This window comes from Enterobacter sp. BNK-29 (assembly GCF_048684785.1).
Lineage (GTDB): Bacteria > Pseudomonadota > Gammaproteobacteria > Enterobacterales > Enterobacteriaceae > Enterobacter > Enterobacter cloacae_M.
Genome location: NZ_JBLQTU010000001.1, coordinates 518,294 through 542,620 on the forward strand (window position 1 = coordinate 518,294; position 24,327 = coordinate 542,620).

At 58.6% G+C, this 24,327-nt stretch carries 15 protein-coding genes; 9 read left to right on the top strand and 6 right to left on the bottom strand.

Annotated elements, in window-relative coordinates; all coding sequences use genetic code 11:
• Together wzb and ACMGGX_RS02490 are read right to left on the bottom strand one after the other, a co-directional pair.
• The gene (gene wzb / locus ACMGGX_RS02485; protein ID WP_023312405.1) at positions 1–444 is read right to left on the bottom strand and encodes a low molecular weight protein-tyrosine-phosphatase Wzb; all 444 of its coding nucleotides are present in this window, start codon (positions 442–444) and stop codon (positions 1–3) included.
• 6 nt (positions 445–450) lie between these two features.
• Positions 451–1,590 carry a polysaccharide export protein gene (locus tag ACMGGX_RS02490; RefSeq protein WP_014170829.1) on the bottom strand — a complete coding sequence of 380 codons (1,140 nt, stop codon included), beginning with the start codon at positions 1,588–1,590 and terminating at the stop codon, positions 451–453.
• A gap of 692 nt (positions 1,591–2,282) precedes the next feature.
• On the opposite strand from ACMGGX_RS02490, the gene ACMGGX_RS02495 reads away from it, so the two are divergent.
• On the top strand, positions 2,283–3,866 hold the full coding sequence (locus ACMGGX_RS02495) for a TerC family protein (protein ID WP_420297999.1): 1,584 nt from the start codon (positions 2,283–2,285) through the stop codon (positions 3,864–3,866).
• A 109-nt stretch (positions 3,867–3,975) separates the two neighbouring features.
• Here ACMGGX_RS02495 and asmA read toward each other — a convergent pair whose 3' ends face one another.
• From asmA to udk, 3 genes are all read right to left on the bottom strand, one after another.
• Complete coding sequence (gene asmA / locus ACMGGX_RS02500; protein ID WP_348561465.1) at positions 3,976–5,826, bottom strand: outer membrane assembly protein AsmA; 1,851 nt, start codon at positions 5,824–5,826, stop codon at positions 3,976–3,978.
• A gap of 22 nt (positions 5,827–5,848) precedes the next feature.
• Positions 5,849–6,430, bottom strand: coding sequence for a dCTP deaminase (gene dcd, locus ACMGGX_RS02505; RefSeq protein ID WP_023312408.1), 582 nt, complete (start codon positions 6,428–6,430; stop codon positions 5,849–5,851).
• 91 nt (positions 6,431–6,521) lie between these two features.
• Positions 6,522–7,163 carry a uridine kinase gene (gene udk / locus ACMGGX_RS02510; protein ID WP_008500855.1) on the bottom strand — a complete coding sequence of 214 codons (642 nt, stop codon included), beginning with the start codon at positions 7,161–7,163 and terminating at the stop codon, positions 6,522–6,524.
• A gap of 343 nt (positions 7,164–7,506) precedes the next feature.
• Between udk and ACMGGX_RS02515 the strand changes: the two genes are divergently transcribed.
• The gene (locus tag ACMGGX_RS02515; RefSeq protein ID WP_420298000.1) at positions 7,507–10,836 is read left to right on the top strand and encodes a diguanylate cyclase; all 3,330 of its coding nucleotides are present in this window, start codon (positions 7,507–7,509) and stop codon (positions 10,834–10,836) included.
• Here ACMGGX_RS02515 and alkA read toward each other — a convergent pair.
• Positions 10,801–11,673, bottom strand: a complete 873-nt coding sequence (gene alkA, locus ACMGGX_RS02520; protein WP_348561467.1) for a DNA-3-methyladenine glycosylase 2 — start codon at positions 11,671–11,673, stop codon at positions 10,801–10,803. The two genes, ACMGGX_RS02515 and alkA, sit on opposite strands and share 36 nt — an antisense overlap.
• Positions 11,674–11,803: 130 nt before the next feature.
• Between alkA and yegD the strand changes: the two genes are divergently transcribed.
• From yegD to baeR, 7 genes are all read left to right on the top strand, one after another.
• Complete coding sequence (gene yegD, locus ACMGGX_RS02525) at positions 11,804–13,156, top strand: molecular chaperone (protein WP_348561468.1); 1,353 nt, start codon at positions 11,804–11,806, stop codon at positions 13,154–13,156.
• Between the two features lie 212 nt (positions 13,157–13,368).
• Positions 13,369–14,571 carry an MdtA/MuxA family multidrug efflux RND transporter periplasmic adaptor subunit gene (locus ACMGGX_RS02530; RefSeq protein ID WP_420298001.1) on the top strand — a complete coding sequence of 401 codons (1,203 nt, stop codon included), beginning with the start codon at positions 13,369–13,371 and terminating at the stop codon, positions 14,569–14,571.
• Positions 14,571–17,693: an MdtB/MuxB family multidrug efflux RND transporter permease subunit gene (locus ACMGGX_RS02535; RefSeq protein WP_420298002.1), complete on the top strand. Its 3,123-nt coding sequence runs from the start codon at positions 14,571–14,573 to the stop codon at positions 17,691–17,693. Before ACMGGX_RS02530 ends, ACMGGX_RS02535 begins: the two co-directional genes overlap by 1 nt.
• Positions 17,694–20,771 carry a multidrug efflux RND transporter permease subunit MdtC gene (gene mdtC, locus ACMGGX_RS02540; RefSeq protein ID WP_420298003.1) on the top strand — a complete coding sequence of 1,026 codons (3,078 nt, stop codon included), beginning with the start codon at positions 17,694–17,696 and terminating at the stop codon, positions 20,769–20,771.
• The gene (locus ACMGGX_RS02545) at positions 20,772–22,187 is read left to right on the top strand and encodes an MFS transporter (protein WP_348561472.1); all 1,416 of its coding nucleotides are present in this window, start codon (positions 20,772–20,774) and stop codon (positions 22,185–22,187) included.
• On the top strand, positions 22,184–23,587 hold the full coding sequence (baeS, locus tag ACMGGX_RS02550; protein WP_023312417.1) for a two-component system sensor histidine kinase BaeS: 1,404 nt from the start codon (positions 22,184–22,186) through the stop codon (positions 23,585–23,587). The genes ACMGGX_RS02545 and baeS overlap by 4 nt, the downstream gene beginning before the upstream one ends.
• The gene (gene baeR / locus ACMGGX_RS02555) at positions 23,584–24,306 is read left to right on the top strand and encodes a two-component system response regulator BaeR (RefSeq protein WP_023312418.1); all 723 of its coding nucleotides are present in this window, start codon (positions 23,584–23,586) and stop codon (positions 24,304–24,306) included. The genes baeS and baeR overlap by 4 nt, the downstream gene beginning before the upstream one ends.
• The last annotated feature ends 21 nt before the right edge of the window (positions 24,307–24,327 follow it).

Consider the following 24,327-nt stretch of genomic DNA (forward strand, 5'->3'; position numbering starts at 1 on the left):
TTATCCCTGCTGAACTTTCAGTGCCTGCGCCCACTGTTGGGCAGACTGGTCAAGTAAGGTGTAAACCGCCTCAAAGGCCTCATGGCTTTTGCGATACGGATCGGGGATTTCACGTTCATTGTCCCAGTGACCAAACAGCATCACCTTGCCGCGCATCTCCGGAGCGATATCGCACAGCGCATGAATATGGCGTTTTTCCATCGTCAGGATCAGGTCATACTCCCGGCACATGCGGCCAGTGACCTGGCGGGCCACGTGGCCGTCGAGGGAGAGGTGATGATCCCGCGCCACGCTCGTAGCGCGCTCATCGGCACCTTTACCGACCAGTGCACCCAGCCCTGCCGAATCAACGGTCAGTTCGGGCTGGTAGTGTTTCAACAACCGTTCAGCCGTAGGGGAACGGCAAATGTTCCCCACGCATACCACCAGAATTTTGTTAAACATCGCGGATTACCAGGTATGAATGTCGCGCGCCGTATCCGTCATGTAGCGGACGCCACTGATGGTTGGCAGCAACTGGTTGATCAGACGGTTCCAGCGGGCAACCGGCGCGGTGGTGACATACACCACATCGTATGGCTGGAGACGGAACTCCGTTGCCATCACCAGAGAGGTCGCATCGGACATATCCAGCTGGTAGATGTTGGCAATCTTGCCTTTCGCACTGCCCTCACCTTTCAGCGGACGGATAACGAAGATACCGGTCGCGTTAGAGGTCGTCAGATCGATACCCTCAGCATTGCCCAGCGCTTCGGTCAGCGTCATACCGCTGAAGTCCATTTTGAGGGTGCTCTGTTTCTTCACTTCACCCATCACGAAGACTTTCAGATCGTCATTGCGCGGCACGTAGAGGATGTCGCCCGGATAGAGCAGGCGGTTCTGGGTCAGATCGCCGTTTTGCATCAGCGCCTGCAGCGAAATGCGCTGCTCCTTCCCGTTGTGGGTGAGCACGACGTTGCGCCAGTCGGCGCCGTCGGTTAACCCGCCCGCGGCGTTGATGGCATCCAGTACGGTCAGAGGAACGTTGGTGATGGCCTGCTGGCCGGATTTGTTCACCTGGCCGGAGATATAGGCTTTTTGCGAGCGGAATGCGGCGATATTAACGTCCACCTGCGGATCGGCGATGTACTGCGCTAAGCGGCCGGTAATATCACTACGGATCTCGGCAAGCGTTTTCCCTGCAACATGGACTTTACCAATATAGGGATAGAACATGGTGCCATCTGACTGTACCCAGTTACCGGTGTCGCTTGAGCTACGGTACTGGCCCGCTGGCGTGGTCAGTTCAGGGTGGTCCCAGACGGTCACGTTGATCACGTCACCCGGCCCCACGCGATACTGGTAGGACGCAATTTCCTGGTCCAGCGACATATTCGGCTGGGCAACATTCGGACGTGGACGTAATTGTTCGACCAGACGAGGCGTAAGTGGATAAACATTCACCATTTTGTCGAGATCAAAATCGGCATCCTGTTGCTTGATCACATCCTTACCCATTGTTGACATATTGCTGCCGGGAAAGACCGTGCAACCACTCATCAAGGTCACAGACACCAATAATGGCATCAATTTCATTTTGGATTTCATCATTGATTATTTATCACTTTGGCAGAGTAATTATCCTGTGCAATTTAAATAAGCTCGAGTCGTATTGGGTTTCAGCATGCAGTTAATCAAATAGAAATATAACTGGCATCAGTCCTAAAAAAAGCTTATTCATCCATTGGCTATTGACAGAATAATCGAGGCTGATTCACACGCTTTCAGGCACGCTACCGCCCTTGGCTTTCAGTTACCAATCCACTGACTAAACAATGTGTTATGGATAGACACCCTCTTGAGCAAGGTCTTCTGGAAATATATCAGTCGCTTGAGAAACCCGACGGATAATGAATAACCACCCCTGAAGACCGAACATTAATAGCAACACCGAGATTTAACATTTGATGCTGGGAGAATTGTTGCAGCTAACCTAATAGCAGGCAAGGAGACAACTGTCCTAATATTGGTTTTTAAGATTAATATTAAGAGCAAATTTTTGAGCTTTTAGGATTTTCTTTATATTGACAAAATAAGAGTAAAAATCATTACCTGCGATATATCCTAAAATGCATTCCTTGTAATTAAATATACGTATTTCGCTTATTTACACCCTATTGAGAATGCTCTCTTTTTTACCCGTCGTATTAAGAGAAATCTCAGCCCGGCATTGCAATTTCCCCCAGCTTTATCCATGATCGAAGTGTGACATTCGTCATATAACAGAAGGTATTGCTATTACTATGGAATGGATTGCCGATCCCTCAATCTGGGCCGGGCTGGTTACGCTGGTCGTCATCGAGCTCGTGCTCGGGATTGATAATCTGCTCTTTATCGCCATCCTCGCTGAAAAACTTCCCCCTTCCCAGCGCGACCGCGCGCGCGTGACGGGCCTGCTGCTGGCGATGGTGATGCGGTTACTGCTGCTGGCCTCTATCTCCTGGCTGGTGACGCTCACTCAGCCTCTGTTCTCCATCCACGGTCTGAGTTTTAGCGCCCGCGATCTGATCATGCTCTTCGGCGGGTTGTTCCTGCTGTTCAAAGCCACGGTGGAGCTCAACGAGCGGCTGGAGGGCAAAGACAGCGAGAACCCAACCCAGCGCCGCGGGGCGAAATTCTGGCCGGTAGTGGCGCAAATCGTGGTGCTGGATGCGGTCTTTTCTCTCGACTCGGTGATCACCGCCGTCGGGATGGTGGACCACCTTGCGGTGATGATGGCCGCGGTAATTATTGCCATCACGCTGATGGTGATGGCCAGCAAGGCGCTGACCCGCTTTGTGAACAGTCACCCGACCATCGTGATCCTCTGCCTGAGCTTCCTGCTGATGATTGGCTTTAGCCTGGTGGCCGACGGTTTTGGCTTCCATATTCCGAAAGGTTATCTGTACGCCGCCATTGGGTTCTCCGTCATGATTGAAGCGCTCAACCAGCTGGCGATATTTAACCGCCGCCGCTTCCTGTCTGCGAATCAGACCCTGCGTCAGCGCACGGCCGACACGGTTATGCGCCTGCTAAGCGGTAAGAAAGAGGATGCGGAGCTGGATGCCGAATCCTCCGCCATGCTGGCCGATCACAGCGACGGGCAGATCTTCGACCCGCAGGAACGACGGATGATCGAGCGGGTGCTTAATCTGAATCAGCGGACGGTCAGCAGCATCATGACCTCGCGGCACGATATTGAGCATATCGACCTGACGGCACCGGAAGAGAACATTCGCGCCCTGCTGGATAAAAACCAGCACACCCGCGTGGTGGTGACCGGCGGTGAAGAGGAAGAGGAGCTGCTGGGCGTGGTGCACGTTATTGACCTTCTCCAGCAGCGGCTTCACGGCGAGGCGCTCAACCTGCGCATACTGGTACGCCAGCCGCTGGTCTTCCCTGAGGGGCTACCGCTGCTTTCAGCCCTTGAGCAATTCCGTAACGCGCGCACGCACTTTGCCTTTGTGGTGGATGAGTTTGGTTCGGTGGAAGGGCTGGTCACGCTCAGCGACGTAATGGAAACCATCGCCGGTAATCTGCCTAACGAGGTGGATGAGATTGACGCCCGCCATGATATTCAGAAAAACGCAGACGGTTCGTGGACCGCTAACGGCCATATGCCGCTGGAAGACCTGGTGCAATACGTGCCGCTGCCGCTGGATGAAAAACGGGAGTATCACACTATTGCCGGCCTGCTGATGGAATATTTGCAGCGTATCCCGCAGCCGGGGGAAGAAGTTCAGGTGGGCGACTATCTGCTCAAAACGCTGCAGATTGAAAACCATCGCGTGCAGAAGGTTCAGCTCATTCCGCTGCGGGATGAGGAAGAACTGGATTTTGAGGTTTAGGTAAAACAAAACGGCAACCCGGTTGCCGTTTTTAGTGTTTGCTCCCTCTCCCGTGGGAGAGGGCCGGGGTGAGGGCATCAGGCCGCAACGCCACCCGGCGCAACGGACATCAAAGCTTATCCAGCAGCTTCTTAACGTCCTTACCGTCCTGTGAATCTTTATTGCGTTCCGCCCAGCCGCTAAGCCGACGTTTCGCTTCATCCTGCAGATGCTTACGCAGGATCTGATCCACCTCCAGACGGTAATTCAGGGCCTGCCATTTGCCGTATACGGTCAGCGGGACCGGCGTCTCTTTCAGGAAGTCGATGAGCTTGCTTTCACCCTGCCAGCCGGAAAGTACGCGCACGTTAAAGCGCGTGTCCGCGGTTTCTTTCACCAGATCCAGCTTACCTTCACCGGTCATTGATAAGAGTGAAGAAGCACCCTGCATTCCGTCGAGAGTAAGTTGTCCGTTGTCCAGCGTCAGGTCCGTGGTGAAGCTGTCGAGGCGCGTGGCGCTGTCGTAGTTATCCTGGGCCTTCACATCGCTGCTACGCTCGACCGCCTGCTGCACCAGCTGCTGGAAGTTAAGCCCTTCCATTCGGGAATTTTTCAGATCAAGATGCGCCTGCCCCTGCCACTCGCGGCGGAAAGCATCGGCATCAATTTTCGTGCCTGAGAAGTCACCCGCGAGCGTCAACTGCCCCGTCAGGGATATCGGATAGTTAAACGCGTTCAGGATGGTGCCTATCTCAACGTTGTCGAGACGCGGCTGGAATTCGGCGGTGGCAACGTCTTTACGGACGTCCAGCGTGCCGGGCAGCGAGAGGCTCCCTGCGCCCATCTTTCCGCTCAGCTCGGAGATCACCAGCAAACCGTTATGGTTAAACATCTGGCTGCTCACGTCGGTAAAATCAATGCCGCGCCAGCGCAGGCTATTGGCTTTCAGCAGAATATCCGCCGTGAATCCGCGCAGGGCGTTATAGTCAGGCTGATCGAGATTAGACGAGATTACCGGACGTGATACCGTTGCCTGGCTTTGCCCCGTCTGCGTGGCATCGCTGTCCGTGGCGCTGGCGGGCAGAGGCGGCAGCAGATTTTCCAGGTTGAGCTTGTCAAACTGCAGATTCAGCACCCACTTCGGCTTCTCTTCGAGCGTGACGCTCGCCTGCCCCTTCAGGCTACTGTCATTTGCCTGCAGGTTGAGATTATCCAGCTCCAGCTGCTTTTGCTCTTCGCGCCACACGGCCTGCAGCGTTCCCTGCCCGGTTATCCCCTGGGTGGGGAGATCGGCACCCGTCAGCTGCCAGTTCAGCTGCTGGATGTCGGCCGTAAGCTGGTGCGGATAGCCTGAGGCGTTCACATTAGCATTCAGCGACAGGGTCAAATCACGCTGATCGCGGTTTACGCGCCCGCTAAATTCCAGCGACGCAAGATGATGAGCATCCTGTTCCATCTGCAGGTTAATGTTGCGAATGGTCACCTGTTCCTGGTGCTCATGCTGGAAAACCAACACGCTATCGGCAACTTTCAGCTTGCCGATATCAAAGGACCAGCCGGTATCGGACGGATCATCAGGCAGAGTATTTTCGCGCGGCGCAACCGGCGCACTGGCATCACGCACGGCTTCGGTTTGCGGGGTGAGCTGGATCACCGCGCCTTTCAGCATCACCTGCTTAACCTGCAGCTGATGGGAAATGAGCGGGAACAGCGCCACATCAAGGCGCATGTTGTCTGCGGACACCAGCGGCTGGGCCGCCCCCGGCGCCGTGAGCGACATGCGACCAGAGAGAATGCTGAGCTGCGGCCAGACGTGCCAGCGCAGCGGCCCGTCAAGCTTCAGTTGATAACCACTGCGTGCCTCGACCTGCCGCACCATGTAAGCGCGGAAATCGTTGGGGTTAACCAGCAGAACCAACGCCGAAAGGCCAGCCACCAGCACCACCAGCAAAATCATCAGCGTTGTCAGAACTCTTCTCATGGCATCCTCAATGGGCTAACGCTCAGTCTTTATCAATACGGCTGGCAACCGCGCCCTGCTGATCGCGATATTTTGCGTCCTGCCGACGGTTATAAGGACGATCTGCCGGGCCAGACAGCGGTTCAAAGCTCAACGCGCCGATCATCATGCCCGGGCGCAGCGCCAGCGGCAATTTACCGGCATTGAAGAATTCCAGCACGATACGCCCCGACCAGCCTGGATCGATTCGGTGCGCGGTCACGTGAACCATCAGCCCCAGTCGCGCCAGCGAAGAACGACCATCAAGCCAGCCAACCAGGTCCGGAGGCAGGGTGACGGATTCAAACGTCACCGCCAGGGCCAGTTCACCTGGATGCAGATAAAAAGCTTCGCCTTCATCGATTACGATTTCGTCACTCATCACGCGATCGAGCGCGGCGCTGACTTCGTCCTTCGGCCCGCTAAGGTCAATGAACGGTGCGGTATGGCCGCTAAAGGTGCGGAATTTATTACCTAACCGCACATCAACGGTCACGCCATTGATACGCTCAACGGGTGGACGTGGGGTAATAGACAAACGGCCTTCATCCAGCCAGGCTTCTATATCGCGATCACAAAGACGCATGGCACTTTCTCCTTTCATGCATCGTACCCTGAGGCGTTAAGCGCTCAGGGTAAAACCAGGTTATCTCTGAACGGTACACAATTCGCGCGGCTTATTCAAAAAACTGGCTGATTTTCGCTTTTAAGATATCAATAGCAATGCGGTTTTTACCCCCGCGCGGCACGATGATATCGGCGTATTGTTTGGATGGCTCAATAAACTGCAGGAACATCGGGCGGACCGTTTTCTGGTACTGCGCCATGACGGAGTCCATCGAACGGCCGCGTTCATTCACGTCACGCTTAATGCGGCGCATCAGGCAGATATCCAGCGGGGTATCAACGAAAATCGAGAAGTTCATGGATTCGCGCAGGCGGGCGTCGGTCAGCAGCAGGATGCCTTCAAGGATAATGACCTTTTTCGGCTCGATGCGGATGGTTTCCTGGGTGCGGGTGTGTTCTACGTAACTGTAAACGGGCAGCTCAATCGCCTGGCCGCTCTTGAGCGCTTCTAAATGCTGGAACAGCAAGCTGTGATCCATTGCATTTGGGTGGTCATAGTTGGTTTTGACGCGCTCTTCCATCGACAGATGGGATTGATCTTTGTAATAGCTGTCTTCGGGAATGACGCCGATATGCTCATCACCTACTTGTTCACGCAGTTCGCGATAAAGCGTACTGGCAATTAGACTTTTACCTGAAGCCGATGCGCCGGCGATGCCTATAATGACGCACTGATGAGACTTATCAGTCATAAATTTAGCGACCTGATTAACCTGGATGTTAAGGAAGGACGACGCCGGAGCGTCAAACGCGGCAATTATAGGGATTTCGCGGGCGTGATACCAGTCGAAAGCACAGGTTCTGCGAGACTGGCCGAAAAGTGGCGCTTTATTCCCTGAGTGAAATTTAAATGAACGTTTTTTCAGCGTTTAACCGTTTTTTTTCACGGAGCCTCTATTTAATAAGTCTGTGGTGTCAAATTCTGAGCGGTCACCATATGAATTGTAAATTGTTTGTACTAGCATAAACCAAATTATCTAATTCACGCGTTCGGACATCTTCCCTGACGGCATGGCGTCTCTGGATAAAGCGGTAATGAATAAACAATACCAGCGGGTTTTGGTTACCACCCCACATCCTTTAATACGACTTGTCTGTCTGGGCCTGGTCACCTTTATCTTTACCTTATTTTCCCTGGAGCTCACCCGGTTCGGCACCCTGCTGGCCCCGCTCTGGTTCCCCACCGCCATTATGATGGTGGCGTTTTATCGCCATGCAGGAAAAATGTGGCCGGGAATCGCCCTGGCCTGTTCGTTCGGCAATATTCTGGCCACCTGGATGCTCTTTTCGTGGGGATCGATAAGCCTCACCTACACCTCAATTAACGTGGTTGAAGCTTTTACCGGTGCGCTATTACTTCGCAAATTGCTCCCGTGGTACAACCCGCTGCAGAATCTGAATGACTGGATCCGCGTGGCCATCGGCAGCGCCGTGATACCGCCGCTGGTTGGCGGCGTCCTGGTGACTCTGCTGGCTCCCGGCCCTGAACCCCTGCGTAATTTCTTCGTCTGGGTGTTGTCCGAAGCGATTGGCGCACTGGCGGTGGTACCGTTGGGGCTGTTGTTTAAACCGCATTATCTGCTGCGCCACCGTGACCCGAGACTGCTCCTGGAAACCCTGACCACGCTGGCCGTAACGCTGGCCCTCAGCTGGGCAGCCATCACCTGGCTGCCGTGGCCTTTCACCTGCGTTATCGTTTTGCTTATGTGGAGCGCCGTGCGCTTGCCGCGGATGGAAGCGTTCATGGTGTTTCTGGTCACGGTGATGGTTGTGTCGCTGATGATTGCCCAAAACCCTGTAGCGCTGACAACCCAGCACGTCGGGCCGATGCTAAACGCCCCCTGGCTGCCGTTCCTGATGCTGCTCCTGCCTGCCAACGTGATGACCATGGTGATGTACGCCTTCCGCGCAGAGCGCAAACACATCACCGAAAGCGAGGAGCGTTTCCGCAATGCGATGGAGTATTCCGCCATCGGTATGGCGCTGGTCAGCATTGAGGGCAAATGGCTGCAGGCTAACAAGGCGCTGTGCAATTTCCTCGGTTACAGCCAGACGGAGCTTCAGTCGCTGACCTTCCAGCAGCTCACCTGGCCGGAAGATCTGCACACCGACCTGGAACAGCTCGAACAGCTGGTCAACGGCGACATCAATACCTATACCCTCGAGAAGCGCTATTACACCCGCAACGGGGAAGTAGTCTGGGCGCTTCTTGCCGTCTCCGTCGTGCGCCATGCCGACGGCTCGCCGCTCTATTTTATCGCCCAGATTGAAGACATTAACGACCTGAAGCAGACCGAGTGGGTCAACAAACGCCTGATGGAGCGCATTACGCTAGCTAACGAAGCGGGCGGCATCGGCATCTGGGAGTGGGATCTGGAGCCAGACATTATCAGCTGGGACAAGCGGATGTTTGAGCTATATGAAATCCCGCTGCACATCAAGCCTACCTGGCAGCTCTGGCACGACACGATGCTGCCGGAAGATCGTGCCCACGCCGAGCAGGTGCTGCGTGACTCGCTGATTTCTCGCCTGCCGTTTAAGCTGGAATTCCGCATCCGCGTGAAGGAAGGCGTGCGCCATATTCGCTCCCTGGCGAACCGGGTGCTCAATAAGCAGGGTGAAGTCGAACGGCTGCTCGGTATCAACATGGACATGACAGAGGTTAAGCAGCTCAACGAGGCCCTCTTCCAGGAAAAAGAGCGTCTGCACATCACCCTCGACTCCATTGGTGAAGCGGTACTGTGTACCGATATCAACATGAACGTCACCTTTATGAACCCGGTGGCCGAGAAAATGAGCGGCTGGCTGCAGACCGAGGCTATCGGCCAGCCGATCCTGAAGGTGTTGCACATCACCTTTGGTGAAAAAGGGCCGCTGATGGAGAATATTCACAGCGGCGATATGTCCCGTTCCGATATCGATCAGGACGTGGTGCTGAACTGCCGTACCGGCGGGAATTTTGATATTCACTACAGCATTACGCCGCTCAGCACGCTGGACGGGCAGAATATTGGCTCGGTTATCGTGATTCAGGACGTGACCGAGTCGCGCAAAATGCTGCGTCAGCTGAGCTACAGCGCCTCCCACGACGCCCTGACCCACCTGGCAAACCGGGTCAGCTTCGAAAATCATCTTAAACGGCTCCTGCAGACCGTTCGCGAAACGCGCCAGCGTCATGCCCTGGTCTTTATCGATCTCGATCGCTTCAAAGCCGTCAACGATACGGCAGGCCATGCGGCGGGCGATGCCCTGCTGCGGGAACTCTCTTCCCTGATGTTGACCATGCTCCGCTCCAGCGACGTGCTGGCGCGTCTGGGTGGGGATGAATTCGGATTACTGCTGCCGGACTGCAATATTGAAAGCGCGCGCTATATCGCCGGGCGCCTGATCCACACGATCAATGACTATCACTTTATGTGGGAAGGCCGCCTGCACCGGATCGGCGCCAGCGCAGGCATCACGCTGATTGATGAAAATAACCATCAGGCGTCGGAGGTGATGTCGCAGGCGGATATAGCCTGTTATGCCTCGAAAAACAGCGGGCGCGGCATGGTGACGGTTTACGAACCCCAGCAGGAGCGGGATCACAACACGCGCAGCATGATGTCGCTTGATGAACAGTGGCACATGATTAAAGACAATCACCTGATGATGATAGCCCGCAGCGTCGCCTCCCCGCGCATACCGGAAAGCAGTAATTTCTGGCTGCTCTCGTTACGCCTGTGGACCAGCCAGGGCGAAGTCCAGGAAGAGCATGCCTTCCGCTCGGGTCTGGCCGAGCCTGAGCTTTTGCACGCCCTCGACAGGCGCATTTTTAATGAGTTTTTCCGCGCCTCTGCCGCACAGATCGCCAGTAAAGGCATGGGGGTAGCGCTGCCGCTTTCTGAGGCCGGTTTAGCCAGCGTAACGCTGGTCGATGAGCTTCTCGACCTGCTGGATAAAAGCCCGATGCCGGGCCGTCTCCTGCATCTGGTTATCTCTGCCGACGTGGTTTGCAGCCCGGATAAAAACCTGCAGCGGAGTCTGCAAAAGCTTCGCCAGGCGGGCTGCCGCGTGATCTTCAGCCAGGTGGGTCGCGACATGAACGTCTTCACCCACCTGACCGCCAATATGGCCGACTATCTGATGCTGGACGCGGAGGTGGTAAGCAACGTGTATGGCAACCTGATGGACGAGATGATGGTGACCATTGTTCAGGGCCACGCCCAGCGTCTGGGGATGAAAACCATCGCGGGCCCGTGCAACCAGCCCATCATGATGGATACGCTCTCCGGCATCGGCATTGATTTTATCTTTGGTGACACCATCGCCGAGCCGCAGCCGCTGGATCTACTGCTCAACACCAGCTATTTCGCCATCAACTGACGGCGTCCAGCCGTCGGTATACCAGATGTGCAGCAGCGCGTAAGAGCGCCACGGCTGCCAGCGCTCGGCATAACGACGAATTTGCGCGGGCGTCATCCCGGCAAAGCGTTGCTTAATCAGATAATCATCAGGCAGAAAGACATCTTTCGCCTGCCAGCCGCGCAGGGCCATGTAGTTTGCCGTCCAGCGCCCTATCCCCGGCCGCTGCTGTAGCGCCTTCATCCCGGCCTCAATATTCTCGGGCGGGAAAAGCGGAAATGTCCCGTCGATGACCGACTGCGCCAGATGAATTAACGACTCCGCGCGTTTTACCGGCATGCCCAACGCTTTCAGCGCCAGCGGGTCCGCTGCCGCCAGCGCGTCCGGCGTGGGGAAACAGAGATACCCCGGACAATCCGCGATCGGCTCACCGCACAGCGCCACCACGCGCGACGTCAGTTTCGCCGCCATCGCCACGCTCACCAGCTGCCCGAGGATCGCCCGTACGCCCTGCTCGTACGCGTCCATCGCCCCCGGCAAACGCAAGCCTGGCCGGGCAGCACCGAGATCGCCCAGCGTATCCGCGATGTGCTGCGGGTTGCAGGCGAGATCGAACAGGCGCTCGATGCGTTCAAGACACGTCTGCGCAACCGGAACTAACCCCGGACTGAGCGTCACGGTCAGCGTATGGGTGGCGATATCCGGCGTTACGCGAAATATCCCCTGATGCCCTTCACAGGCAAAACTGCGCTCGTAGTAGTCGCGTGTGACGGTTTCAATGCCCGTCACCGCACGCGCGCCGAGAAAGCCAAACATCCACTGCCAGTCGTAAGGGGGTTGCCAGTTCAGGGTGTACATCGTCTCTCCTTTTGGGTTCTCCACAGCATAAACGGAAAGGTCCTGTTTCGCCTTGCTTTCATATTCCTGTTGTCGCCATGAAGACATTTCGTTAAAGTCTCGCCCCTTCTCACTGGCATGGGGATTCATCGTGTTTATTGGATTCGACTACGGTACGGCAAACTGCTCGGTTGCGATTATGCAAAACGGACAGCCACAGCATCTGAAAATGGAAAAAGAGAGCACGCTGCTGCCGTCAATGCTCTGCGCGCCGACGCGTGAAGCGGTGAGCGAATGGCTGTTCCGCCACCATCAGGTTCCGGCCACGGCGGCGGAGACCCAGGCGCTGCTGCGCCGGGCGGTCAGCTTTAACCGCGAGGAAGATATCGACGTTACGCCATCCAGCGTGCAGTTCGGCCTCTCTTCGCTCGGGCACTACATTGAAGATCCTGAAGAGGTTTACTTCGTTAAGTCGCCAAAATCCTTCCTCGGCGCCAGCGGACTGAAGCCGCAGCAGGTGGCGATGTTCGAAGACCTGGTGTGCGCGATGATGCTGCATATTCGCAATCAGGCGCAGACGCAGGTCTCCGATGCGATTACCCAGGCGGTCATTGGCCGCCCGATCAACTTCCAGGGGCTGGGTGGCGACGAGGCTAACCAGCAGGCGCAGGGGATCCTTGAACGCGCGGCGCACCGGGCAGGCTTCCGCGACGTGGTGTTCCAGTACGAGCCGGTTGCCGCGGGGCTGGATTTTGAAGCCACGCTGACGGAAGAGAAGCGCGTGTTAGTCGTGGATATCGGCGGCGGCACCACGGACTGCTCGCTGCTGCTGATGGGGCCACAGTGGCATAATCGTCGCGATCGCGAAAATAGCCTGTTGGGGCACAGCGGCTGCCGCGTAGGCGGTAACGATCTCGATATCGCGCTGGCATTCAAGAGCCTGATGCCGCTGCTCGGCATGGGCGGGCAAACCGAAAAAGGCATCGCCCTGCCGATCCTGCCGTGGTGGAACGCGATTGCCATCAACGACGTGCCTGCGCAGAGTGATTTTTACAGCACCGCGAACGGCCGCTTCCTTAACGATCTGGTGCGCGACGCGCAGGACGCCGAGAAGGTTGCCCTGCTGTATAAGGTATGGCGTCAGCGCCTGAGCTACCGCGTGGTGCGTACTGCCGAAGAGAGCAAAATTGCCCTTTCCGACCGCGCTGAGCATGCGGTCTCCTTGCCGTTTATCAGCAACGATCTGGCCACCGCGATTTCGCAGGACGGGCTGGAGACGGCGCTCGCGCAGCCGCTGCAGCGTATTCTGGAGCAGGTGCAGCTGGCGCTGGAGAACGGCAAAGAGAAGCCGGACGTGATTTACCTGACCGGGGGAAGCGCCCGCTCGCCGCTGATCAAGAAAGCGCTGGCGGAACAGCTGCCGGGCATTCCGATTGCCGGTGGGGATGACTTTGGCTCCGTCACCGCAGGCCTGGCACGCTGGGCGCAGGTGATGTTTAGCTAGCGTTGTTGCGGTGCGGTCTGGTGCCCTCACCCCGGCCCTCTCCCACAGGGAGAGGGCGAAAACACCAAAAACGGCAACGGATGTTGCCGTTTTGCGTTTACCTCCATTCAGACCATTCCTGACAGTCTTCCATATTTCCTCCATTTTTCCGCTGTGTTAGCTGACTAAACTAGTATCATTCCCCGAAGTCTTCAGGATGAGAACGTACAACGATGAAAGGCAGTAACAAATCCCGCTGGGCAATCGCCGCTGGCATCATTGTGGTGGCCCTTGCCGCCGCCTGGTACTGGCACAGTCAATCCGCGAACTCCGCCGCCCCCGCTGGTGCCAGTAGTCAGGCGCAGCGTCCGGCAGGCGGAGGACGTCACGGCATGCGCGGCGGCGCGCTGGCGCCGGTACAGGCGGCGACGGCAGTGAATAAAGCCGTTCCGCGCTATCTAACGGGCCTTGGGACCATTACCGCCGCCAACACCGTGACGGTGCGCAGCCGCGTCGACGGCCAGCTGATGGCCATTCACTTCCAGGAAGGTCAGCAGGTCAAAGCTGGCGATCTGCTGGCTGAAATCGACCCGAGCCAGTTTAAGGTCGCCCTCGCCCAGGCGCAGGGGCAGCTGGCGAAAGACAAAGCCACGCTCGCCAACGCCCGCCGCGATTTAGCGCGCTACCAGCAGCTGGTGAAAACCAACCTCGTGTCTCGTCAGGAGCTGGACACCCAGCAGTCGCTGGTCAGCGAAACGCAGGGCACCATCAAAGCCGACGAGGCCGCCGTCGCCAGCGCACAGCTGCAGCTGGACTGGAGCCGCATCACCGCGCCGATTGACGGGCGCGTAGGCCTGAAGCAGGTCGATATCGGCAACCAGATCTCCAGCGGCGACACCACGGGCATCGTGGTCATCACCCAGACCCACCCGATTGATTTAGTCTTTACCCTACCGGAAAGCGACATTGCGACCGTGGTGCAGGCGCAAAAAGCCGGTAAAGGGCTGGTGGTGGAAGCCTGGGACCGCAGCAACAAGCAGAAGCTGAGCGAAGGTTCTCTGCTCAGTCTGGATAACCAGATCGACACCACCACCGGCACCATCAAGCTGAAGGCGCGCTTTAACAATCAGGACGATGCCCTCTTCCCGAACCAGTTCGTCAACGCGCGTATGCTGGTCGCGACCGAAGAGAACGCGGTAGTGATCCCCACCGCTGCGCTGCAGATGGGTAACGAAGGTAATTTCGTCTGGGTACTTAACAGCGACAATAAGGTCAGCAAGCACCTGGTGAAAACTGGTATCCAGGACAGCCAGACGGTGGTCATCGCCTCCGGCCTTTCCGCAGGCGACCGCGTGGTCACCGACGGCATTGACCGTCTGACCGAAGGGGCCAAAGTGGAAGTGGTTGAACCTGCGAAACAGGGAGAGAAATCCTGATGCAGGTGATGCCCCCAGGCTCTACAGGCGGGCCGTCACGCCTGTTTATCCTCCGTCCTGTCGCCACCACGCTGCTGATGGTGGCGATCCTGCTCGCCGGGATTATCGGCTATCGCTTCCTGCCCGTGTCGGCGCTGCCGGAGGTGGATTACCCAACGATTCAGGTTGTCACTCTCTATCCAGGCGCCAGCCCGGACGTGGTGACGTCCGCCATTACCGCTCCGCTGGAGCGCCAGTTTGGCCAGATGTCTGGCCTGAAGCAGATGTCTTCGCAAAGCTCCGGCGGGGCATCCGTCGTGACGCTGCAGTTCCAGCTGACGCTGTCGCTGGACGTCGCCGAGCAGGAAGTACAGGCCGCCATCAACGCCGCCACCAACCTGCTGCCGTCCGACCTGCCTAACCCGCCGGTCTACAGCAAGGTGAACCCGGCCGATCCGCCGATCATGACGCTTGCCGTCACCTCCTCCGCCATGCCGATGACCCAGGTCGAAGACATGGTCGAAACGCGCGTGGCGCAGAAAATTTCACAGGTCTCCGGCGTCGGCCTCGTCACGCTGGCGGGCGGCCAGCGCCCCGCCGTGCGCGTGAAGCTTAACGCGCAGGCGATTGCCGCGCTGGGCCTGACCAGCGAAACCATCCGCACCGCCATCAGCAGCGCCAACGTTAACTCGGCAAAAGGCTCGCTGGACGGCCCCACCCGCGCCGTGACGCTCTCAGCAAACGATCAGATGCAGTCCGCCGATGAATACCGTCAGCTGATTATTGCTTACCAGAACGGCGCCCCGGTGCGTCTGGGCGACGTGGCGACCGTGGAGCAAGGCGCGGAAAACAGCTGGCTCGGCGCCTGGGCCAACAGGCAGCAGGCGATCGTGATGAACGTGCAGCGCCAGCCGGGCGCTAACATCATCGAAACCGCCGACAGCATCCGCACCATGCTGCCGCAGCTGATCGAAAGTCTGCCGAAATCGGTCAGCGTGAAGGTGCTTTCCGACCGTACCACGAACATTCGCGCGTCGGTCACCGACACCCAGTTTGAGCTGATGCTGGCGATTGCGCTGGTGGTCATGATCATCTATCTGTTCCTGCGTAACGTCCCGGCAACCATTATTCCCGCCGTCGCCGTGCCGCTCTCGCTGGTCGGGACCTTTGCGGTGATGGTGTTCCTCGATTTTTCGATTAACAACCTGACGCTGATGGCGCTCACCATCGCCACCGGGTTCGTGGTGGATGACGCCATCGTCGTTATCGAGAACATTTCGCGCTATATCGAGAAAGGCGAAAAGCCGCTGGCGGCCGCGCTGAAGGGCGCAGGCGAAATCGGCTTTACCATTATCTCGCTGACCTTCTCGCTGATTGCGGTGCTGATCCCGCTGCTGTTTATGGGCGATATCGTCGGGCGTCTGTTCCGCGAGTTTGCCGTGACGCTGGCGGTCGCCATTTTGATCTCCGCCGTGGTGTCGCTGACCCTGACGCCGATGATGTGCGCCCGCATGCTGAGCCACGAGTCCCTGCGCAAGCAAAACCGCTTCTCGCGCGCCTCCGAGCGCATGTTCGAGCGGATTATTGCCGCCTACGGACGCGTGCTGGCGAAAGTCCTGAACCATCCGTGGGCCACGCTCGGCGTGGCGCTGGGAACCCTGGCGCTCAGCGTGATGCTGTGGATTTTCATTCCGAAAGGCTTCTTCCCGATTCAGGACAACGGCATTATTCAGGGTACGCTTCAGGCCCCGCAGTCGGTCTCCTTCGCCAGTATGGCCCAGCGCCAGCAGCAGGTGTCCGAAATCATCATGAAGGATCCGGCGGTCGAGAGTCTGACCTCCTACGTGGGCGTCGACGGCACCAACCCGTCGCTCAACAGCGCGCGTCTGCAGATCAACCTTAAGCCGCTCGATGAACGCGACGATCGCGTCAACGCCGTCATTGAGCGTCTGCAAAACGCCGTCGCGCGAGTGCCGGGCATTGAGCTTTACCTGCAGCCGATTCAGGATTTGACCATTGATACCCAGGTCAGCCGCACGCAGTACCAGTTCACGCTGCAGGCCACCTCGCTGGACGCGCTCAGCACCTGGGTGCCGCAGCTGGTGAATAAGCTTAACACCCTGCCGCAGCTCTCCGACGTCAGCAGCGACTGGCAGGACAAAGGGCTGGCGGCATACGTGAACGTCAACCGCGATACCGCCAGCCGTCTGGGCATCACCATGTCGGATGTGGACAACGCCCTGTACAACGCCTTCGGTCAGCGCCTGATCTCCACCATCTACACCCAGGCCAACCAGTATCGCGTGGTGCTGGAGCACAACACGGAGAATACGCCCGGCCTGGCGGGGCTGGACTCGGTGCGCCTGACCAGCAAAGACGGCGGCATTGTGCCGCTGAGCACTATCGCCACGGTGGAAGAACGCTATACCCCGCTGTCGATCAACCATCTGGATCAGTTCCCGTCCACCACCATTTCCTTCAACGTGCCGGACAATTATTCTCTCGGCGAAGCGGTGGAGGCCATTCAGGCTGCTGAAAAAGAACTCAGCTTCCCGTCCGATATTCAGACCCAGTTCCAGGGCAGCACGCTGGCGTTTCAGGCCGCGCTGGGTAACACCATCTGGCTTATCGTCGCGGCGGTCGTGGCGATGTACATCGTGCTCGGCGTGTTGTACGAAAGCTTTATCCACCCGATCACCATCCTCTCTACCCTGCCGACGGCGGGCGTGGGGGCGCTGCTGGCACTGATGCTGGCGGGCAGCGAGCTGGACGTCATTGCCATCATCGGCATTATCCTGCTTATCGGGATCGTGAAGAAAAACGCCATCATGATGATCGACTTTGCCCTGGCCGCCGAGCGCGAGCAGGGCATGTCGCCGCGCGACGCCATCTTCCAGGCCTGTCTGCTGCGTTTTCGTCCGATCCTGATGACCACGCTGGCCGCCCTGCTGGGCGCGCTGCCGCTGATGCTCAGCACGGGCGTCGGCGCGGAGCTGCGCCGCCCGCTGGGTATCGGCATGGTCGGCGGTCTGCTGGTGAGCCAGGTGCTCACGCTCTTCACCACGCCGGTGATCTACCTGCTGTTTGACCGCCTGGCGCTGTGGACCAAAAGCCGCTTCCCGAAACGTGAAGAGGAGGCATAAGTGAAGTTTTTCGCCCTCTTCATTTATCGCCCGGTGGCGACGATTTTAATCTCGCTCGCCATTACCCTCTGCGGCGTGCTGGGCTTCCGGCTGCTGCCGGTAGCGCCCCTGCCGCAGGTGGATTTCCCGGTGATCATGGTCAGCGCCTCGCTGCCGGGCGCATCACCGGAAACCATGGCCTCGTCGGTTGCCACGCCGCTGGAGCGCTCGCTCGGGCGGATTGCGGGGGTCAACGAGATGACCTCCAGCAGCTCGCTGGGCAGCACGCGCATCATTCTGGAGTTCAGCTTCGACCGGGATATTAACGGTGCGGCGCGCGACGTGCAGGCGGCCATCAACGCCGCACAAAGCCTGCTGCCGAGCGGGATGCCGAGCCGCCCAACCTACCGCAAGGCCAACCCGTCCGATGCGCCGATCATGATCCTGACGCTGACCTCGGACACGTATTCTCAGGGGCAGCTTTACGACTTTGCGTCTACCCAGCTGGCGCAGACCATATCACAAATTAACGGCGTCGGTGACGTGAGCGTCGGCGGGAGCTCCCTGCCCGCCGTGCGCGTGGGCCTAAATCCGCAGGCGCTGTTCAACCAGGGCGTGTCGCTGGATGACGTGCGCTCCGCCATCAGCACGGCCAACGTCCGCAAGCCGCAGGGGGCGATTGAGGACGGTAGCCACCGCTGGCAGATCCACACTAACGACGAGCTGAAAACCGCCACGGAATATCAGCCGCTCATTATTCACTACAACAACGGCGCGGCGGTGCGCTTGAGCGACGTTGCCAGCGTTACCGACTCGGTGCAGGACGTGCGCAACGCCGGGATGACCAATGCGAAACCGGCCATTCTGCTGATGATCCGCAAGCTGCCGGAAGCGAACATTATTGAGACGGTGAACAGCATTCGCGCCCGTCTTCCGGGCCTGCAGGAGACCATCCCGGCAGCAATCGATCTGCAAATTGCCCAGGATCGCTCCCCGACTATTCGCGCCTCGCTTGAAGAGGTGGAGCAAACGCTGATTATCTCCGTCGCACTGGTGATCCTGGTGGTCTTCCTGTTCCTGCGATCCGGCCGCGCGACGCTTATTCCAGCAGTGGCCGTGCCGGTCTCGCTGATCGGTACCTTTGCCGCCATGTACCTGTGCGGGTTTAGCCTCAACAACCTGTCGTTGATGGCCCTGACGATAGCGACGGGCTTCGTGGTGGATGACGCCATCGTGGTGCTGGAAAACATTTCCCGCCACCTGGAAGCGGGTGTGAAGCCGCTGCAGGCCGCGCTGCAGGGCACGCGCGAGGTAGGCTTTACGGTGCTCTCCATGAGCCTGTCGCTGGTGGCGGTATTCCTGCCGCTGCTGCTGATGGGCGGGCTGCCGGGCAGGCTGCTGCGCGAGTTTGCCGTCACCCTCTCCGTCGCCATCGGGATTTCGCTGGTTATCTCCCTAACGCTGACGCCAATGATGTGCGGCTGGATGCTCAAGCGCAGCAAGCCCCATTCGCAGCCGCGCCGCAAAGGCTTTGGTCGCTTACTGATGGCGATGCAGGAAGGCTACGGCAAATCGCTGAAGTGGGTGCTGAACCATACCCGGCTGGTCGGCCTGGTGCTGATCGGTACCATCGTGCTCAACGTCTGGATGTACATCACCATCCCGAAAACCTTCTTCCCAGAGCAGGATACCGGCGTGCTGATGGGGGGGATTCAGGCGGACCAGAGCATTTCGTTCCAGGCGATGCGCGGCAAGCTGCAGGACTTCATGAAGATCATTCGTGAAGACAAAGCCGTGGATAACGTCACCGGCTTTACCGGCGGGTCACGCGTCAACAGCGGGATGATGTTTATTACCCTGAAACCGCGCGGCGAGCGCAACGAAACCGCCCAGCAGGTGATTGACCGCCTGCGGGTGAAGCTCGCCAAAGAGCCGGGGGCAAACCTGTTTTTGATGGCCGTTCAGGATATCCGCGTCGGCGGTCGTCAGGCGAACGCCAGCTATCAGTACACGTTGCTCTCGGACGATTTAGCCGCCCTGCGCGAGTGGGAGCCGAAGATCCGCAAGGCGCTGGCCGCCCTGCCGCAGCTGGCGGACGTCAACTCCGATCAGCAGGACAACGGCGCCGAGATGGCCCTGACCTACGACCGCGAAACCATGTCGCGGCTGGGCATTAACGTTGAAGCCGCCAACAGCCTGCTGAACAACGCCTTCGGCCAGCGCGAGATCTCCACCATCTACCAGCCGATGAACCAGTATAAGGTGGTGATGGAGGTCGATCCGCGCTACACCCAGGACATCAGCGCTCTGGACAAAATGTTTGTGATTAACAACGACGGCAAGGCGATTCCGCTCTCCTACTTTGCCAGCTGGCAGCCGGCCAACGCGCCGCTGTCGGTGAACCACCAGGGGCTATCGGCGGCGTCGACTATCTCCTTTAACCTGCCCGCCGGTTCGTCGCTTTCTGAAGCCAGCGACGCAATCAACCGCGCGATGACGCAGCTTGGCGTGCCGTCCACCGTACGCGGCAGCTTTGCCGGCACCGCGCAGGTGTTCCAGGAGACGATGAACTCGCAGGTGATTTTGATTCTGGCCGCCATCGCGACGGTCTATATTGTGCTGGGCGTGCTATACGAGAGCTACGTTCACCCGCTGACCATTCTCTCGACGCTGCCGTCGGCGGGCGTGGGGGCGCTGCTGGCGCTGGAGCTGTTCGGCGCGCCGTTCAGCCTTATTGCGCTCATCGGGATCATGCTATTAATTGGTATTGTGAAGAAAAACGCGATCATGATGGTCGACTTCGCGCTGGACGCCCAGCGCAACGGCAATCTATCGCCGGAAGAGGCGATCTTCCAGGCCTGCCTGCTGCGTTTTCGTCCAATCATGATGACCACCCTGGCGGCGCTGTTTGGCGCGCTGCCGCTGGTTATCTCGGGCGGCGACGGCTCCGAGCTGCGCCAGCCGCTGGGGATCACCATTGTCGGCGGTCTGGTCATGAGCCAGCTGCTGACGCTGTACACCACGCCGGTGGTCTATCTGTTCTTCGACCGCCTGCGGCTGCGCTTCTCGCGTAAAAACAGAACCACGGTGACCGATTAAATGACCGATCTCCCCGCTAACGTTCGCTGGCAGCTATGGATAGTCGCTTTCGGCTTCTTTATGCAGTCGCTGGATACGACCATCGTCAACACCGCCCTCCCCTCCATGGCAAAAAGCCTTGGGGAGAGCCCGCTGCATATGCATATGGTGATTGTCTCCTACGTGCTGACGGTAGCCGTCATGCTGCCTGCCAGCGGCTGGCTGGCGGACAAAGTGGGCGTACGGAACATCTTCTTTACCGCCATCGTGCTGTTTACCACCGGCTCGCTGTTTTGCGCCCAGGCCAACACGCTCGACCAGCTGGTGATGGCGCGCGTGCTGCAGGGCATCGGCGGGGCGATGATGGTGCCCGTCGGGCGGCTAACGGTGATGAAAATTGTACCGCGCGAGCAGTACATGGCGGCGATGACCTTTGTGACCCTGCCCGGTCAGGTGGGGCCGCTGCTGGGCCCGGCGCTCGGCGGCATTCTGGTGGAGTACGCCTCCTGGCACTGGATCTTCTTAATCAACCTCCCGGTTGGCATCATCGGCGCCATCGCCACCCTGACGCTGATGCCGAACTACAAAATGCAGACGCGGCGCTTTGATTTCTTTGGCTTTATCCTGCTGGCGGCGGGCATGGCCACGCTTACCCTGGCGCTCGACGGGCAAAAAGGGCTGGGGATTTCGCCCCTGACGCTCGGGCTTCTGATCGCGCTCGGCGTTACCGCCATACTGTGGTATCTGCGGCATGCCAGAGGTAACGATAAGGCGCTGTTCAGCCTGAACTTGTTTAAAAACCCTACCTATCGCCTTGGCCTGTTCGGCAGCTTCGCCGGGCGCGTCGGCAGCGGCATGCTGCCGTTTATGACGCCCGTTTTCCTGCAAATCGGAATGGGATTTTCGCCGTTCCACGCGGGCCTGATGATGATCCCGATGGTGCTCGGCAGCATGGGAATGAAGCGCATCGTGGTGCAGGTGGTGAACCGCTTTGGCTACCGTCACGTGCTGGTGACCGCCACGCTGGGGCTGGCGCTGGTGAGTCTGCTGTTTATGGCCGTGGCGCTGATGGGCTGGTACTACGTTCTGCCGCTGGTACTGTTCTGCCAGGGGATCGTCAACTCCATGCGCTTCTCGTCGATGAATACCCTGACGCTGAAGGACCTGCCGGACGATCTGGCGAGCAGTGGCAACAGCCTGCTGTCGATGATCATGCAGCTCTCGATGAGCGTCGGGGTGACCATCGCGGGTTTACTGCTCGGCATGTACGGCCAGCACCACCTCAGCGTCGACACGCCGGTGGCGCATCAGGTCTTTTTGTATACCTATTTAAGCATGGCGGTCATCATCGCCCTGCCCGCTTTCATCTTCGCCAGAGTGCCGGATGATACCAGTAAGAACGTCGTGATTAGGCGCGGCAAAAGGAGTGGTTCATGAAATTCTGGCGTCCGGGCATTACCGGCAAGCTCTTCGTGGCGATATTTGCCACCTGTATCGTCCTGCTGATCACCATGCACTGGGCGGTGCGGATCAGCTTTGAGCGCGGTTTTATTGATTACATCAAGCATGGCAATGAACAGCGTTTACAGGGCTTAAGCGATGCCCTGAGTGAACAGTACGCCCAGCACGGTAACTGGCGTTTTCTGCGCAATAACGACCGCTTTATTTTCCAGATCCTGCGCTCGCTGGAGCATGATACCGGTGACGATCGCCCGGGGCCGGGCATGCCGCCGCACGGCTGGCGCACCCAGTTTTGGGTGATTGACCAGGACATGCGCACGCTGGTGGGTCCGCGTGCGCCGATACCGCCGGACGGCACCCGCCGGGCGATTAAAGTCAACAATGCGACAGTCGGCTGGGTTATCGCCTCTCCTGTGGAGCGCCTGACGCGCAACACCGACATCAACTTTGACCGCCAGCAGCGCCGGACAAGCTGGCTGATTGTCGCCCTCTCCACACTGCTCGCCGCGCTCGCCACCTTCCCGCTGGCGCGCGGCCTGCTCGCTCCGGTGAAACGGCTGGTTGAAGGGACGCACAAGCTGGCCGCCGGGGATTTCACAACCCGCGTCGATACCCGCAGCCAGGACGAACTGGGCAAGCTGGCGCAGGATTTTAACCAGCTCGCCAGCACGCTGGAGAAGAACCAGCAGATGCGCCGCGACTTTATGGCCGATATCTCCCACGAGCTGCGCACGCCGCTTGCGGTGCTGCGCGGCGAGCTGGAGGCCATTCAGGACGGCGTGCGTCAGTTTACGCCCGAATCGGTGGCCTCTCTGCAGGCGGAGGTGGGCACGCTCACCAAGCTGGTGGACGATCTCCACCAGCTCTCTATGTCCGACGAAGGCGCGCTGGCCTACCAGAAAGCGCCGGTGGACGTGATTAACATTCTGGAAGTAATTAGCGGCGCGTTCCGCGAGCGGTTTGCCAGCCGCAACCTGAAAATCGACCTCTCCCTGCCGGACAGCGCGGTGGTGTTCGGCGATAAAGACCGGCTGATGCAGCTGTTCAATAACCTGCTGGAAAACAGCTTGCGCTACACCGACAGCGGCGGCGGGCTGCATATCTCCGGCAGGCAGGAAAACGGACGCTTTGCCCTCACCTTCGCGGATTCCGCCCCCGGCGTGCAGGACGCGCAGCTGGAAAAACTGTTTGAACGTTTCTACCGTACCGAAGGCTCCCGCAACCGCGCCAGCGGCGGTTCCGGCCTGGGGCTGGCGATTTGCGTTAACATCGTCGAGGCGCATAATGGCACGATCCGCGCCGCCCATTCGCCTTTTGGCGGGGTTAGCATTACAGTAGAGTTACCTCTGGAACGGGATTTATCGAGAGAAGTATGACCGAGTTACCGATTGACGAAAACACGCCGCGCATTTTGATCGTGGAAGACGAGCCCAAGCTTGGGCAGCTGCTGATCGACTATTTACGCGCGGCCAGCTACGCCCCGTCGCTGATCAGCCACGGCGACCAGGTGCTGCCATACGTGCGCCAGACCCCGCCGGATCTGATCCTGCTGGATTTAATGCTGCCGGGCGTTGACGGACTGACCCTGTGCCGGGAAATTCGTCGTTTCTCCGACGTGCCGATCGTCATGGTCACCGCCAAAATTGAAGAGATTGACCGCCTGCTGGGGCTCGAAATCGGCGCGGACGATTACATCTGCAAGCCCTATAGCCCGCGTGAAGTGGTCGCCCGCGTGAAAACCATTCTCCGCCGCTGCAGGCCACAGCGCGAGCTTCAGGTGCTGGACGCCGAAAGCCCGCTGATTGTCGACGAAAGCCGCTTCCAGGCGAGCTGGCGCAGCAAGCTGCTGGACCTGACGCCTGCGGAGTTCCGCCTGCTGAAAACCCTCTCCCACGAGCCGGGGAAAGTCTTCTCCCGCGAGCAGCTGCTGAACCACCTGTATGACGATTACCGCGTCGTGACCGACCGCACCATCGACAGCCACATCAAAAACCTGCGCCGCAAGCTGGAGGCGCTGGACGCCGAGCAGTCGTTTATTCGCGCGGTGTATGGCGTGGGGTATCGCTGGGAAGCGGATGCGTGCAGGATAATGTGATTAACGATGATTTACAGCTAT